Source organism: Shewanella sp. NKUCC05_KAH, assembly GCF_019345585.1.
GTDB classification, from domain to species: Bacteria; Pseudomonadota; Gammaproteobacteria; order Enterobacterales; family Shewanellaceae; genus Shewanella; species Shewanella oncorhynchi.
Genome location: NZ_JAHKQZ010000006.1, coordinates 173,657 through 190,011 on the forward strand (window position 1 = coordinate 173,657; position 16,355 = coordinate 190,011).

At 44.1% G+C, this 16,355-nt stretch carries 11 protein-coding genes; 6 read left to right on the top strand and 5 right to left on the bottom strand.

The genetic code is table 11. The annotated features are described in order from the left end of the window. Positions 1–13: 13 nt before the first annotated feature. The 3 genes from phoR to KO533_RS08095 all read right to left on the bottom strand — a co-directional run bounded on the left by phoR (position 14) and on the right by KO533_RS08095 (position 3,237). On the bottom strand, positions 14–1,312 hold the full coding sequence (gene phoR / locus KO533_RS08085) for a phosphate regulon sensor histidine kinase PhoR (protein ID WP_105249762.1): 1,299 nt from the start codon (positions 1,310–1,312) through the stop codon (positions 14–16). Positions 1,313–1,392: 80 nt separating this feature from the next. Next, positions 1,393–2,082 carry a phosphate regulon transcriptional regulator PhoB gene (phoB, locus tag KO533_RS08090; protein ID WP_006085167.1) on the bottom strand — a complete coding sequence of 230 codons (690 nt, stop codon included), beginning with the start codon at positions 2,080–2,082 and terminating at the stop codon, positions 1,393–1,395. A gap of 186 nt (positions 2,083–2,268) precedes the next feature. Further along, the gene (locus KO533_RS08095) at positions 2,269–3,237 is read right to left on the bottom strand and encodes a porin (protein ID WP_168823290.1); all 969 of its coding nucleotides are present in this window, start codon (positions 3,235–3,237) and stop codon (positions 2,269–2,271) included. A gap of 291 nt (positions 3,238–3,528) precedes the next feature. On the opposite strand from KO533_RS08095, the gene rdgC reads away from it, so the two are divergent. Beyond that, complete coding sequence (gene rdgC, locus KO533_RS08100) at positions 3,529–4,443, top strand: recombination-associated protein RdgC (RefSeq protein WP_113941038.1); 915 nt, start codon at positions 3,529–3,531, stop codon at positions 4,441–4,443. A gap of 171 nt (positions 4,444–4,614) precedes the next feature. On the opposite strand, the gene KO533_RS08105 is transcribed toward rdgC, so the two are convergent. Continuing rightward, positions 4,615–6,426: a PDZ domain-containing protein gene (locus KO533_RS08105; RefSeq protein WP_219253604.1), complete on the bottom strand. Its 1,812-nt coding sequence runs from the start codon at positions 6,424–6,426 to the stop codon at positions 4,615–4,617. A gap of 134 nt (positions 6,427–6,560) precedes the next feature. On the opposite strand from KO533_RS08105, the gene KO533_RS08110 reads away from it, so the two are divergent. From KO533_RS08110 to KO533_RS08130, 5 genes are all read left to right on the top strand, one after another. Next, entirely contained in the window at positions 6,561–8,723 is a 2,163-nt protein-coding gene (locus KO533_RS08110; RefSeq protein ID WP_219253606.1) for a tetratricopeptide repeat protein, read from the top strand. Between the two features lie 151 nt (positions 8,724–8,874). Continuing rightward, positions 8,875–10,431 carry a GGDEF domain-containing protein gene (locus KO533_RS08115; RefSeq protein WP_105249767.1) on the top strand — a complete coding sequence of 519 codons (1,557 nt, stop codon included), beginning with the start codon at positions 8,875–8,877 and terminating at the stop codon, positions 10,429–10,431. A gap of 56 nt (positions 10,432–10,487) precedes the next feature. Then, positions 10,488–11,843: a nucleotide 5'-monophosphate nucleosidase PpnN gene (gene ppnN / locus KO533_RS08120; RefSeq protein ID WP_028760679.1), complete on the top strand. Its 1,356-nt coding sequence runs from the start codon at positions 10,488–10,490 to the stop codon at positions 11,841–11,843. Between the two features lie 21 nt (positions 11,844–11,864). Continuing rightward, complete coding sequence (gene xni / locus KO533_RS08125; RefSeq protein WP_219253608.1) at positions 11,865–12,671, top strand: flap endonuclease Xni; 807 nt, start codon at positions 11,865–11,867, stop codon at positions 12,669–12,671. A 110-nt stretch (positions 12,672–12,781) separates the two neighbouring features. Further along, complete coding sequence (locus KO533_RS08130; RefSeq protein ID WP_113941033.1) at positions 12,782–13,204, top strand: DUF3192 domain-containing protein; 423 nt, start codon at positions 12,782–12,784, stop codon at positions 13,202–13,204. Between the two features lie 99 nt (positions 13,205–13,303). Here the strand turns inward: KO533_RS08130 and KO533_RS08135 are convergent, their stop codons facing one another. Beyond that, positions 13,304–16,138, bottom strand: coding sequence for a prolyl oligopeptidase family serine peptidase (locus KO533_RS08135; RefSeq protein ID WP_219253610.1), 2,835 nt, complete (start codon positions 16,136–16,138; stop codon positions 13,304–13,306). Positions 16,139–16,355: the final 217 nt, after the last annotated feature.

Consider the following 16,355-nt stretch of genomic DNA (forward strand, 5'->3'; position numbering starts at 1 on the left):
TCACTCACACATACTATTTCTTACGTTCGATAAGATGCAAAGGGATAATAAAGCTAAAAGTACTGCCTTTACCGACTTCACTGCTGATTTTAAGCTTACTGTGATGGTGGTTAAGCGCATGTTTTACTATCGCTAAACCTAAACCACTACCACCAGTTTGCCTTGAGCGCGCACTGTCTACCCGATAAAAGCGTTCCGTTAATCGACCAATATGCTGAGCCGCAATACCTTCACCCGTATCCGTTACGCTAAAGATGGCACCCGTAGCCACACTGCACCACTGCACTGTAATTTTCCCGCCAGGTTCTGTGTAACGAATCGCATTAGAAATCAAGTTAGAACAGGCACTTCTCAGCTGCAATTCATTGCCGTGAGAATCAAGTCCAGGCTCACAATAGAAACTCAATTCATACTTATCTTGTGCCAGCGCCTTAGCTTCCTCCTTGAGCACCTCCATCAACTGCGTCATATTCACAGTGTTTTCGAGGTTAATATCCGCCGCATCTTCAATTCGCGATAACATCAATAGCTGTTCGACCATAGATTGCATTCGTCGTGTCTGCTGCTGCATCAATGCTAACGGCTTGACGTTCATCGAATCAGGCTCAGCCATGCTTTGCATCATTTCGAGGTAACCCTGTAGCACAGTGAGCGGCGTTTTTAATTCATGCGACACATTCGCGACAAACTCTTTTCGCATTCCCTCAAGCTGACGTATACGAGTGATATCCCGCGCAATTAACAGTAGCTGCCTGTCACCGTAAGCCATGATACGGATTTCAAGCAAACGCCTATCCGATACTGGCGAAGGTAACTCCAGCGGCTCTTTGTATTGTGCAGATTTAATGTAAGCAGAAAAATCAGGATGACGGATTAAATTATCGATTCGTTGACCATTATCCTGTGGCCACACAAAACCGAGAATGAGTTGCGCTAACTTGTTGCACCATAAAATATTATGCTCTGAATCAAGCACGACAGCGGCATCGGGTAACGCCTCAGCACCTTGACGAAATCGTGCCAGCAGTGCGGCCAGTTGACCGACTCGTCGACGATTCTTCCCTTGAAGGCGATAAATACCGTTAAATACACCTTCCCAGCTCCCACTGCCCTGCGGCGGCGTGAGTTTCCTATCCCGCCATAACCAAAAGTTAAGCCGTGATAATTGTCGGTAATGCCAGCAAACTAACCCTAGTGTGCCGATAAAGAGTATCCAGAGAAGTTTCCCTACCAATAAACCTATTAGCGCGCAAAGCAGTAGATATAAACCTAAGCGCGTAAACAACCGATACCCTGAATAAGAGTCAGACATAAATAAACCCAAACATCAGGCTAAATAAGAGGAGCACAAGATAGCGTAAAAGCTAACTTGTGCCTAACAGTTATTCAGCACTAAATGCGTGTAGAGAAACGATAACCAGCACCACGAACCGTTTGGATCAAGCGATCATGACCAGACTCTTCAACGGCTTTACGAAGGCGTCTGATATGCACGTCAACGGTTCTGTCTTCAACATACACATTGGTGCCCCACACATTATCGAGCAGCTGTTCACGGCTGTAAACACGCTCAGGATGGGTCATGAAAAAGTGTAATAAACGAAATTCGGTTGGGCCCATATCTAATACAGTTTCACCCACACTCACCCTGTGACTCACAGGATCGAGCATTAAGCCCTGTACATCAATGGTTTCTTCTAAACGAGTCGGTGCACTGCGACGCAATACGGCCTTAATACGTGCGACCAGCTCTTTAGGGGAAAAAGGTTTAGTGATGTAATCATCGGCGCCAACTTCGAGGCCTTTGACTTTATCTTCCTCTTCACCGCGGGCGGTTAACATAATGATCGGAATTTGGCGCGTAAACTCATCTTGCTTTAAGCGTTTCGCCAATTGAATACCACTTCCGCCAGGAAACATCCAATCCAATAAAATCAGATCGGGGTAAGGCTCCTTTAGCAGCGCAATGGCCGAATCAAAATCTTCCGCCGCAGAGGTTGTAAACCCATGCTGTTCCATTACAAAAGTCAGCATCTCGCGGATGGCCAACTCGTCTTCTACTATCAATATCCTTGCAGTCATAAGTGATTTTCTGTCAGTGAATGTCAACACGGCTATTATTAGTCATTTTTATTACAGATTTATGAATAAGCACGCCGCTTGAGCTATATAGTAGTAATATTTGTCATAATAAGTTTATATAACTGTTTGTTTATAGCAATAAAAAAGGAGGCTATATGCCTCCTTAATTGAGTTTTAATGCTGGATTTAGAATTTGTGTTCTAAGCCAACACCAATGTATTTGTCATCATCTGTAGACGCTTCTAACGAACGGTTCGTGTAGAAAGCGAATAGTTTAGTTGGCTTACCTAAGCTGTAGTCTGCACCTACCGACCATGAATCACCAAGTTCTTCCATATCTTGGAACTGAGCTTTTAAAGTAACAGCATCGATATCATAGGCAGCGCTTAATAGATAGCCGTTAGCACTTTCTGCAGTGACTTCGACTGGCATCGACGTTGCAGAATCAAATTTATAGGTTTGCTCTTGTTGCTGGTACATACCACCCAGTTTAATACCAGCTAACTTAGCTTGTAAGCTGGCACGAACAATCTCATATCCAGACACATCTGAGTCATAAGCAAGAGATGCATAAACTGGCGTTTTCTTCAGTTTCGCATCACCATACATGGCCGCTAAGCTAAAACCATCTTGAGCAAATTGACCTTTTACATCATTTCCTTCGGCAACATAGGTAACACCAAATACAAAATCACCAAAGGAAGGCGTAAGGTAAGTCGCCGTTTGAGCAGCGCGAACTTCACCCTTGAACAGCTTACCTAAGTCACCTGAAAGGTCGTTAAACTGATCAACATCACCTTGAGAAATTTTCAACAAGGTATCATTACGACCCACAGAGAACGAACCAAATGCGCCTTTCAAACCAACAAATTGGTTACGTGCAGTAAAGTTATCGCTTGATGCTGCACCTGTATCAACTTGATATTCCACTGTGTAGAAAGCTTCCAGCGAGCTAGACAGCGCAAAATCACCCTTCACACCAAAACGAGAAGCATTACTTTGAATAGTTGTTGTAGCATCACCTTTCTCATCATTTGATTGAGCAGTGACATTCAACTTACCATAAACAGTCAGTGGCTCAGCGGCATTAGCTGAAGCCAGAGTTGCAGAAGCTAGCGCAGAAGCAAGTAGAGTTTTACAAAAAACGTTCATCATTTAATCCTTTCGACGTTATGTTCGTCTTGGTTATTGGTTTGGAACGACCGAAAGTTTGCAATGAATGTGTTTCAATTTTATTTCAATTGTGACCATTAACGTTGGTGTGCAAAAAAGCTGACGAGAAGCCAGGCATAAAACCCAGTAAAAATGCAGGCTGCAGCTAAGCTAATTATTATGTTACAGTTTAATGAATTCTGATCCTCAGTTAAAAATCAGCTATTGAACACAGGTTTACCCCGTCCAAACTATGCCGTAAACTGCCACTTTAATTTTCAATGAGCGCCTCTTATGTGGTTTAAAAATCTTACTCTTTATCGTTTCAATAAACCTTTTGCCGTCGAAACCGAAGCGCTAGAAACTGCGTTGGCCGATTTCACTTTCTCCCCCTGCTCAAGCCAAGATGTCAGTAAATTTGGTTTCTCAAATGCGTTAGGCAAAAAAGGCAGTTCTTTGGTCCATAGCGCTGACAATCGTCATCTGATCTGCGTGACTAAAGAAGAGAAAATTCTGCCAGGCCAAGTCATCAAAGAAGCCTTAGAAGAAAAAGTGGCTCTCATTGAAGATGAAGAAAATCGTAAACTGGCGAAAAAAGAAAAAGATGCGCTAAAAGATGAAATCATCACTAGCCTGCTGCCACGCGCTTTCTCGCGCCGAAGCCAAACCCACGCCTTGATTTTGCCTGAGCTAGAAATGATCCTCGTTGATAGTTCAAGTGCCACTAAGGCCGAAGAATTATTAGCGTTATTACGTAAAGCTCTCGGCAGTTTACCTGTGATCCCACTGAGCTTTAAAGCGCCAGTCGAATCCAATTTAACTGAATGGTTAAAACTTGGCAGCGCACCATTACCCTTTGAAATGCAAGACGAAGCCGAGCTTAAATCTGAAGCTGATGAAGGCGGAATTGTGCGCTTTAAACAGCAGGATTTGAAAGAAGACGAAGTGTTAGCTCACTTAGCAACAGGTAAGCAAGTACACAAGTTAGCACTGCATTTCGGCCAATCGATTGCACTATTATTGCAATCAGATGCCAGCGTGAAGCGCCTTAAATTCTCTGAAGAATTTAGAGCAGGGAACGATGAAGTCGGCACTGACGATCCTATGGCTCGTTTAGATGCAGACTTTGCCCTAATGGGCAGCGAGTTAGTCGCCTTGATGCATGCACTCGTGGCCGCCCTTGGTGGACTCGAAGACGCACAAGTTTAAGCAAAACTCGTTAAGCAGACGAGATCTGCAACTCGCTTGTTAGACTGAGCCGTACAAGATAAGAAAAGGCGCCCCCATCAAAATAATGGTTGCGCCTTTTTTATGACGATTTTACTTTAGGTGGCTTTAAAACAAAGGCATTTAGATGCTAAAGATGAAGTCATAACCACATTAAGCTTTAGTCGCTAACTCGCCTTTATTGTCAAACGGCCAATCAATGCCTAACCAAGTCTTGAAGAAAGCTTTTTGCTGTTTAGTCGCTTTTGCATCCCCCTTGAGCACTAGCTTACCGCTTTGCTGCTCGCCAAGGATGAGCTGTACTTGCTTGATTTTATCGTTGCTAAATAATACCACCTCTACACTATCGCCAACCTTAAAGTCTTTGATGCGCTTATAGAAACCCGCAGCAGTCACCTTGAGACCATTAATCGCCAATACTTCATCCCCCGTAACTATGCCCGCTTGCCAAGCAGGACCATTACGCAACACTTGGTCTAACACTAAAGAGCCATGGGTACTGCTCAAGGTCATTCCCGCAAATGCCTCAGCTTTTGAATCTTTACCATAGGACAGATTTAACCCTGCCTGTGATAATAATTCTGGGAAATCTAAACTCATGGGACTATTCACATTGGCTTGCCACCAAGGTGCATAATCTTTGCCGGATAAGTCTTTAAGAATGTACTGAACATCACTAACACCATAGCCTTTTGGTACGCGATGTTCTTGATATAAACGACGGTGCACATCGCGATATGAATACTTAAGCTCGGAGTCTTGCAGCAATGAAAAATCTAAGGCTAAAGAGGTTAAGTAGCCCTCTGAGTAAATATTTACACTGTGGTTAATGGCATAATCGCCACCGATACTGCTCCACTCCCCCGCACTCGCCTCTGCCACAGATTGAGTTTCACGACCTGGATTGAGTTGGTTTTTCTCGACGCGCTTGGCTAAATCTTCGAGGAACTCTTTAACTGTTATGACTCCTGCCCGCAACAGCAACTGATCTTGAAAATAACTGGTAGATCCTTCGGCCATCCACAGTAATTCCGTCATATTTTCATGTTGATAATCGTAGGGAACTAATCCCTCTGGGCGATAAGCCTTCACGTTCCAGGTATGGATAAACTCATGGGATGCCGTGCTAATAAAGCGCAGGTAGTCCTTGCGTTCACGGAAACTAAAGCGCGGCAGCTGAATGACAGTAGAGTTTAAATGTTCAGTCGCACCACTGGCACCACTCGTTGCATGCACCATATAAACATAACGATCAAAAGGATAATCATCCCAAATCACCTTGGCTTGACCGCTTAAGGCTTTAAGATCTTTTACTATTTTATCCGTGTCATAGTTACCTTCACCCCAAAACACCAATTCATAGTTTTTACCATTAGCACTAAATTGTTTATGGGTACTCACACCAGTTTCAATCGGGGAGTCGATCAACACATCATAATTAGGGGCAATAAAGGAATGAGCGGCCTTACCCGATGACATCCCAGAGTAACTTTGCCAATTTTTAGGCACTTTTAATTCTACGGATATTGGTTCAGAGCGAAATTGCGGACTGTACATGAACACACCGCTAGCATCCAAATAGGCATGGCTCGCGTCAATATGGCGCACCCTTTGGCCTAATTCATTAGCGTACAATTGATAACTGACGGTAACACGGGTTGGCTGCGTGAGCGCCACTTGCCATTCACCGCTCGCGGTGCGCTTCCATTGCAGTTCATGACCTTGACTATCTTTAGCACTAAATAAGCGCACACCATCGGCCAAAGGCAATACTTGATATTTGCCCGTCCGCCACACAGGGAGATTCACCGTAAAATCGTTCGTCTTCACTTCAGGAAAAGTGACACTCACTTGGGCAATATGGTGTTCGGGCTTAATAAGGTCGATTTGGTATTTCACATCGGCCAATACTTGACCCGAAAATAATGCGCTCAATATCAAGATTGATAGTCTGTTGGGTTTCACTCTTGCTTCCTTCTGTTATTATGCTTCTTATGATTTTTCCAAGTATAACAAGTCGATGTAGCATCCTCATTAGGCGCTAACAAAAGCTAACAAAATAAGTTCCTTGACTAAAGGAATGAGGAATCACAGTTCAAATGCAAAAACTCACGGTTATTTTATTTACTCTGTTGCTGTCACTGCCTTTTACAGTCCAAAGCCGAGATCTCGAAGCGGATGAGGTTGAGTTAAGAGAATCACCGCAGCAAATGTATGATGCGCTCAACAAAACAATTTCCTTTCCCCTCGCTTTTCAAAACCGTGACCAATTTGAGCGCGCAGCCCAAGAGCAAGGCTACAATCCACTCGAATTTGAACAGATTTTGTATTTACTGGCCCGCCTCAATATGGAGCCAAACGTTAAAACCAAGGTCGATTTTCAAAACGCAAAAAGCTTGATTGAACTCCTATCGACTGCGGCGCAATCGCCCTACGAACTTGCAATGGTCGCCATGTTAAATGGCCGTTACCTTGGCCGTACGGAACAGAAATATCAAGAAGCGATTGGTCTTTATAATGAAGCGCTCACCCGCATCAACGACAGCTATGACATCGAAGCATTAATTCTTAAACACAATATTCATGAACATCTAGGTGGCTTACATTTATTGATCCGCCAGGAAGTGCCAGCACTGATGCACTTCCACACATACCGCGACATTGCCTATAAACTCAGAAACGATTACTTAATCGCGGCGGCTGAAGCGAGGCTTGGCTTTTATTACAATTTTAATCAGCAGCTTACAAAATCATTACAGCATTATAGTGAAGCGATTCGGATCTCTAATCGTTCTAATTACCCTTCAATGAAGACCAATCTGCAATTACAACTTTCTAAGGTATACCGTGACTTAAAGCAGTGGGATGAAGCGCTTAAAAACGCTCATGAAGCCGCGGCTGGCTTTAAAAAAATGGGCAATGACACTTATCTTTCAAGTTGTATGACAGTGATCGCTATGGTCTATGGCGAACAAGGGGATTGGCATAAAGCGATTGATTACTACCTAAATGCCCAGCAATTAGATGCAAAACGCGGTAACTACATCGCACAGGGCCTTAATTTCCATAATTTAGGACAAGCCTACTCAAATATTAAAGACAATGTTAACGCCTTAAAATATTTACTGATGGCCAATCAAATATTCAAAGAAAAACAAAGCCATCACTATCAAGTTTATAACGAACTCTTAATTGGTGAAATCGCCCAAACCAACCAAGATTGGCCGCTGATGATGGCCCATGCCGATATCGCATTAGCACTCGCGGTCGATTTAAAACTGGTCGATGAACAAAAATCCGCACTCACCCTTATCGCCTCGGCGGCGAAGAAATTAGGTGAATTATCAAAAACCATCGATGCCCAAGCCCGTATCATTGAGCTAGGTAAAAAGCCTGCCGAGACTGATAAAGACTCCCCAGTGTCGGCCTCTGCCCTTGCAGAGCAACAGCTTAAACTTGAGCTCAACATGCTACAGGGAAAACTCGTTGAGACAGTGAAAGAAAGCAACAACACTCACACGCTACTGCTCATTTGCAGCCTTATTGCCGGACTCTTGCTGCTCGTGATTATTTTCATGCTACAAAATCGTCGCAAAATAATGGCTAAAAACGCGGCATTAACTCAATTAACGCTGCAGGAACCCTTCACTCACAATTTAGGGTATGCCGCATTATTAGCGCACTTAAGCCATAATCAAAGTCAGAAATCCACAACGGCACTCGCGATTATGGCCTTTCCCACCCAACTTACGGCGGATCTGGACTATGGCCAATATTTTAGTGATGCAGTAACAGCGCAAATTGCCAATCATCTAACGGATGCACTTGCAGCATCTGTTTATGTGGTACGCCAAGGGGTATTTGCGGTTCGGTTCACGCAACCTATTGAGCCGACACAAATACTCAGCCAAGTACGCCTGAAACTCGATGAACAGCAAATCACACATCATTTCCGTCTTGGCTTTGCGCATTTGCCACTTTTAGCGAAATCAGAAATTAAAATGGCCGCGAAATTAAAATTTGAAACAGTGCAGATGGCGCTTGCCTGTGCCCGTAGTTTAAGTGGCAATAACGACTATTATGTCGCTCTCAGAGCCCTCGACTTTGTTCCTTTGAGCTTATTTGCAAATCCGTTATTTTTGCACCTTGAAAAAGGCATTGAGCGTGGATTAATCAGATTAGAGACCAACGGCAATAAAGAGGATATTCGCTGGCCTTGCTGGGAAAATAACCAAGATAGGCAATTACTGGAAAATATTTGATCAATATCGGTAATTAATCACAGAGTCACAGGCAAATCGCATTTGCACTCTACGCCCAGTGTTATAACATTAGTATCATATGAGTTAACAGCTAATCTGGACATAGGATTGTCATGTTTTTTAGCCTTGCAGAGTTAGGACAATACTCAGGATGAAGGATTCAAGCGCTACAGTTTCACAACTTGCCTTGCTGCAACAGAAACTCCATTCGGCCAAACTTGCCCTTGATGAAGTTAATGAAGATAGAAATGCAAAGTTACAGACATTACTCCAATTTATTGGTCACTTAAGCCTCGCCTGTAAAGGGCAAAATCTTGAGCTGGATAATAAACTCGCCAAACTGCGCCATAACTTAAATACGTTTGAGCGAGTCGATGAGGCATTGCCAGAATTAGTTGATGTCGAGCGCCTGCTAAAAGGCCAATATCACCATGTGATGGTACAACTCGAAGAGAGTCGTACTGGTTTGTCACAGGTGATCCGTCAGATCCAACGCGTTAACTCTGCACCTGAAAAGCTCAAAAAAGAAGTCAATTACTTCAAGCAAGATCTGGCTAAACCTTTTCATACTGTGTGGGAATATATACCTAAAGTTAAGCAAATCATTGGCTTCTACGAAACCATATTACAGCTACAATTTAGCGAATCTGAAAAGCTTGATGTCTTACCAAAGCACAGGCAGCTAGCACATGAGCTGGCACAGATGATTTCGGAAATCGAGTTCCGTAAAGATCAACGTGACCAAGTATTAGTGATCAAAGAAGTACTCTCTTCTGAGATTGAAGTTGATAGCTTGCTCGAAGCCTACCAAACCATTTTAGCGTTATTGCTTGATAATATCGCCCGCGAGAAATCGGCATCCCAAGAGTTTTTGTTTGCCCTCAACGATGCCTTAGCCGCGGTACGTGAGGTGGTGAGCGAGTCTTACAATCACAATCAACGTAGCTTCCAATTAAAAACCCAGCTGAATCGTGAGATTAACACCCGCGTCGATAACGCCGGTGAAATCATTATCGATGTGGAAGACGTCGTTGACCTTAAAGCTCAACTAACAGAGCAACTTAACTCTATCCGCTCGGCATTAGCCCGTAAAGAAGCCCTAGAGCAAAGAGAGCAAGCTCTGCTGCGCAAGTCGATGGAGACAATGCGCAAAGAGCTTAATGAGTTAAGTAGTGAGGCTAACACCTACAAAGAGCGTTTGTTTGAACAACAAAAACTCAACTTACTCGACAGCTTAACTCAATTGCCTAACCGTGCTGCATTAGAAGAGCGCATGGAGCTAGAATACCGTAACTATCAACGGCATAAGTCCCCGTTGTGGGTTGCCGTTGCCGATATCGATCACTTCAAAACCATCAACGACAGTTTTGGTCACAGTACAGGTGATAAAACCTTGCAAGTTATAGCAATGGCATTGAAAAACTCCCTGCGAGATACAGAATTTGTAGCCCGCTATGGCGGTGAAGAATTTGTACTGCTATTACCTGATGTGGCCCCTGCTGATATCGCTCAACTTTTAAACAGAGTGCGCGAGAAAGTAAAAAATATTCCATTTAAATTTAAAAATCAGAGAATTACAGTTACAGTATCTATAGGGGCTGCGCAAGTTATGGGAAGTGAACTCATACATGAGACCTTTGAACGCGCCGATGCAGCACTCTACAAAGCGAAACACGAAAGTAGAGACAGGGTTGTGATTGACGTATAATTAAGCCCCACTATACGCCTCCTCTAATCACTCCTGTCATGACGAAGGAGTGGTAAATGATAGTAAAAGTCAGCCCAAAAGGCAGCATGGATCAGCTTTCGCAACTTGAAGTTGATCGACTCAAAAATAGTGCCAAAAGTGCCCTATACCAACTGTACCGCAACTGCTCCTTAGCAGTGCTTGCCGCGGGTTTAAAAACCGACAACTCTAAAGCCCTATTCGAGCAATACCATGATTTCGACATCAACGTTCTACAACGGGAGCGCGGTGTAAAATTAGAACTGATCAATCCCCCCGAACAAGCCTTTGTCGATGGTCAAATTATCACGGGAATTCAAGAGCATCTGTTCTCAGTCTTACGCGATATCCTTTATATCAGTGATAGATATGACTCACTAAAACACATTAATCTGACCAATGCCCACCATATCACCAATGTGGTGTTTGATATTCTGCGTAATGCGCGGGCGATAGCACCAATGAAAGACCCTAATGTGGTCGTCTGTTGGGGCGGACACAGTATTAATGCCATCGAATACCAGTACACACGTGAGGTAGGTTATCAACTTGGCCTGAGGGAATTAGATATTTGTACAGGCTGTGGTCCTGGTGCGATGGAAGGTCCGATGAAAGGTGCGGCGATAGGCCATGCCAAGCAACGGATTAAAAATGCACGATATATTGGTTTAACTGAACCAAGTATTATTGCCGCCGAGCCACCGAATCAAATAGTCAATGAACTGGTGATTTTACCCGATATTGAAAAGCGCCTCGAAGCTTTCGTGCGCTTAGGCCACGGCATTATTATCTTCCCTGGCGGTGCTGGCACGGCTGAAGAATTGCTCTATATATTGGGTATTTTACTTAACGAAGAAAACCAACAAACGCCTTTCCCGCTGATACTCACAGGCCCAACGGAGAGCGCAGATTACTTCATTAAGATTGATGAGTTTATTGCCTCAACCTTAGGACCCGAAGCTCAGAAAAAGTACCAAATTATCATAGATAATCCCACTGAAGTGGCACGCATCATGAAGCAAGGAATGGAGCAAGTAAAAGCCTATCGCCGCTCAACGGGTGATGCTTACCAATATCAGTGGGCACTGAAGATTGAATCTGAGTTTCAGTTACCTTTTATCCCAAGCCACGAAGTGATGGCAAACTTAGATCTACACTTCCAAACCAACAAAGCCGAATTAGCCGCCAACCTGCGTAAAGCGTTTTCGGGTATAGTGGCGGGTAACGTCAAGTCGGAAACAATCAAGCACATAGAGCGTGATGGACCCTTCCAATTAAAAGGCGATCCTAAGCTCATGGATATGATGGATAAACTCTTAAGTGCATTTGTACAACAACAAAGAATGAAGCTTCCAGGAAGCGCCTATATTCCTTGCTATCAAATAGTGAAATAGAGAGCGAAGCAACAACACCCCATGAACAAGTTTTTAATCATCGATGGTCTCAACTTGGTTCGCCGCATCTATGCGGCGATCCCCGATGAATCCGATATGCAAAGCCTCACAGAGCGCGTCAGTTTGACGTGCACTAAACTGCTGCGTGTGCACCGCCCAACCCATGTAGCTATCGTGTGGGATGGGGATGAAGTCTCATGGCGTAAACAGCTTTACCCCGATTATAAGAAAGGCCGTAAACCTATGCCGGAGCCGCTGGCAAAAGGCCTTGCTGCGCTGCAAGATCACTTAACCATGATGAACATTGGCTCTATTTATGCGGCGGCTGAAGCTGATGATGTGATTGCCACTCTAGCGATAAAAACCGCCAAAGCGCAGGGTGAAGCCATTATAGTGTCCACCGACAAAGGGTTTAGTCAGCTTAATCATCGCCAAATCAGCCAGTGGGATCACTTTAATCAGCAGTACTTAGATATCGCTGCATTGGAACAAAAACTCGGTGTCGAACGCAGTCAATTTCTCGACTTGATGGCATTAGCGGGCGACAGCGGTAATAAAATTCCTGGTATTGCGGGCATAGGCCCTAAGTCGGCTGCCGAATTATTGAAAACCTTTAGAAGCTTACCAACCTTGTTTTCATCGCTATCTAACTTAGGCGCTAAACAAGCCAAAAAACTTGCCGAAGGTAAGGAGATGGCAAGACTCAGCTATAAGCTCGCACAGTTACAAACAGACCTGCCACTCAATATTAATTTAAAAGATTTTCGCGTGATGAACTCCTTGCCTGATAATAACTGCCTGCCTGAAAACCCAATCAATCCAGCCTAAACATCTGTTAATATAAAGTTGCAATTAACGCATTTACCTTAGAACAACAAAAGCGTATTTTATGGACGTAATAACGTGACTCATTTAATGAGGTAAAGGAATAACTGTAAATGAAATCAAAAGTTTCGGTAATCATCGGTAGCATTTTCGCCGCCTACGTCGCCTTTGTCGCTGTGGTGGTACTCGTTTATGAACCTACGCCAGATGACATGAGTTGGGAGGACCGACAGTCCTATAACAGCCAAAAAATGAACGAGTTAGCGCTAGGGCAAAATATCGTTTCAGTAAAACAGTTACTAGGTAAAGCTGACTTTTCAGAGGCCAAAGCCGTAAAAGAAACCAAGCTACAGGTGCTCTTTTATCGCACTCACCATGAAAAATCAGACGGTGTGACCACGAAAGAGGAATGTACCCCACTTATTTTTAAAAATGATCAATTGATTGCTTGGGGCCAAGATACCTATAAGCAATATCTCGATGCTGATACTGACACAGCCCTCAGCTCTGCCCAAGAGACATTAACCAGTAAATAAATACGACTGACAGTTAAATAAAAACGCCACCGAATCGGTGGCGTTTTTATTTTGACAATCAACGAATTGACTCAATTGTAAAACAACTAAGCCAATTTCCTATTCATCATCGGCCTTATACTCAACATAGGCTTCACCTTTGCTGAGCCATTCTGGCGCAGGTTTTCCCTTCAGATAATGGTCGAAATATTGCATCATGCGAATGCTGTAATCGAGCTTGTTCGGGTACTTTTTCAAGTGATGCGGCTCATCCTCGTATTGCAAGAACACCACATCTTTACCCGCACGGCGCATGGCTAAGTACATTTCAACACCTTGTTCCCAAGGCACTGCATCGTCCTTATCACCAAACATGATCATCAAAGGCGTTTGAATACGGTCAGCATAAAATACTGGCGAGTTTTCAATGTACTTTTGCGGCGCGGCAAACAAACTTGCGCCAATACGACTCTGTCCGGTTTCATATTGGAACTGACGCGCAATGCCTGTGCCGTGGCGAATACCGCTATAGGCACTGGTCATGTTCGATACTGGAGCACCTGCAACCGCCGCCTTAAACATCTTAGTTTGAGTAATGGCAAACGCCGTTTGATAACCACTCCAAGAATGACCTTGCAAACCAATAGCATCGGGTTCGGCAATACCTATCTCAATCAGCTTTTGCACGCCAGACGTGAGCGCTTGTACTGAGCTCGCCCCTGGGTAACCAATTTCAAAGCGAATGTCCGGTAGAAACACCGCATAGCCATTATTGATGTACCAAGCAAAGTTAGGTCTGTGGTTAATGTTCATCTGCGGGAAGGCATGCAGTCTATCCGTCATAAAGCGATAGTAATAAACCAGTACAGGATAGCGCTTACCCGCTTGATAATTCGTCGGCTTGATCAGCACGCCATCTAACGGTTTACCATCGCCATTTGTCCAGTGAACTAACTCGGATTGGCTCCAGTTAAAGGCTTGACGCTGCTTATCTAAATCGGTTTGCTTAACTGCATTTTGCGGTGCGCTATAGTTAGCCGTATACAAGTCAGGGAATAAGTCAAAACGCTCCTTAGAAAACACGATAGTGTCTGCGTCTTTACTGCGTCCCAATACTGTCAGCTTATACTCACCTTGCATCAACGTCTTCACGCCCGCTTCGCCCAAGGTGGCTTGATAAAAACCATCGGCCTTGGTTTTATCACTATAACCGTGGAGTAAAACCGTAGCGTTATAGGCAAGCTCTGTCGGCTCATCGGGATTATCGACTAAGCCTTCAAGCCGATATTGAATTTTCTGGGTGCGCCCTTTACCTGCGGTTAAGGCAAAACCCGCCTTAGATTCGGTATTAAACTGCCAAACATCGTATTTGTCGTAAACCAAGAAACCCGCATCATTTTTAAGCCAAGGACCAAAACCATATCCTGGAGCACTGGATGGATAATCGTGGTCTTCATCGGCAAAACTGACCTTTAGGGATTTTGTAAGATTAGTACGACGATCCTCTGCAATATCATAGAGATACACATTACCTTGCTGATAATAAGCCACATACTTGCCATTTCCCGACAGTATAGGCTCGGCATCACTCGGCTGTTGTGTCAAAAATGGCACTTTACTGCCAGTATTAATATCGACCAGATAATAATCTTGGTAGAACCCTGCCCACGTCGCCATCTTGCGATAGGGCAAATCTGAACTGGCCAACATAAAACGTTTATGTTGTGAAATAGTCACATCTGGAACAGTTTTATCGCCAAGCTGCACCACGTTATTTGAGCCTAAATGCAATACCGCAAGGTAAGTGCGTTTTTGCTCGTCCTCATATTGCTTGATTTCATTAGGCTTAATACGAGGGTCATCCCCATGCCATACCTTAAGTCCACGCTGTCCGGTGACAATATTTGTATCGAACAGGTCTTTTTCTTCGGTGATCTTCTGCAAACTGAGCTGCTGACTCACCTCTGGTACACGGCCAAAGAACAACCGTTCGCTGTCCAATGAGAAGCTTAAACTTGTGTAGCGATTAAGTTTCCACTCGGGTGACTCAGGGGGGGGACTGATTTTGCCAGACTGCAAATCGACCAGCGATAACTGATAGCTGCGGCCATAAGGTAACTCGCTGTCTTTGCCCTGCGTAAATGCAAGCCAACGACCATTTTTAGCCAGCGCTAACGCACCAATCTGTTGGCTAGGCGAATCAAAGGCAACGGTTTTTTTGTGAGTGTTTAAATCGACTAACTGCAATTGATGCTGTTTATTGGCGATATCATTCACCGCTAGCGCAAGTCTACGGCTTGCCTTATCAAAAACATAGCCAGTAACCTGCTCGACATCAATTCGCTTTGTTTGGTCTTCTAAACTGAGCAACGTAAAACGTCGACCTTGGTCAAACTTATCGACCTTTAGCTTATCGATATTCGCAGGGCTTTGTGTACCTGCTTCAGCGAGTTTTTCGGTAGTTTTAGGCTCAGCATCTTTTTTGGACTCTTCATCAGCCTCAAACCCAATCGCCAGATGCTTACCGTCATCACTGAACACAAATTCCTTCACGCGCTCAAAGCGAGTTTGCGTGCCAGTTTGAGTATCGAGCAACACCATGTCGGACTTGAGTTTTTTCTTCGCCTTGGCATCACTCGTCTCACGCATAAGCAAACTCGGTTTAACCACCACAGCCACATAACGACCATCGTGGTTCACCAAGGGATCTGACCCCCCCGCGATTTGATAGCTTTGCTGCGACAGGACATTTTTCACAATGACGTGACTATCCCCGCGATCGGGCGCAGACTCGACCGCGATGACTTGCCCCTTATCTGAGATAACCGGCTTTTCAAGGGATTCAAAATGCATAATGTCTGTTAGGGTGAGTGGTTTAGTGCTGGTTTCAGCCTGCACTGCTGGCAATATTCCAAGGGATAACAAAACCAGAGATGTGATAGGGATTAACTTCAATGTCTTCCTCTTTTATATATTTGTTAGACTAAAGTAGACTTTTTTAACCATTGGCTCTCCATCATGGTGAGAACCCAGTATTTTTACAAGTTATACCACATAAAAAATCGTGATATTGCTCACTATTTCCTGTGAAGTTTGACCAAAGATGGTTAAAATAATAGGCAGAAAAAATACCAAATTCATAGTCCTGCTATCCAGTTAGCACTGGGGCAGA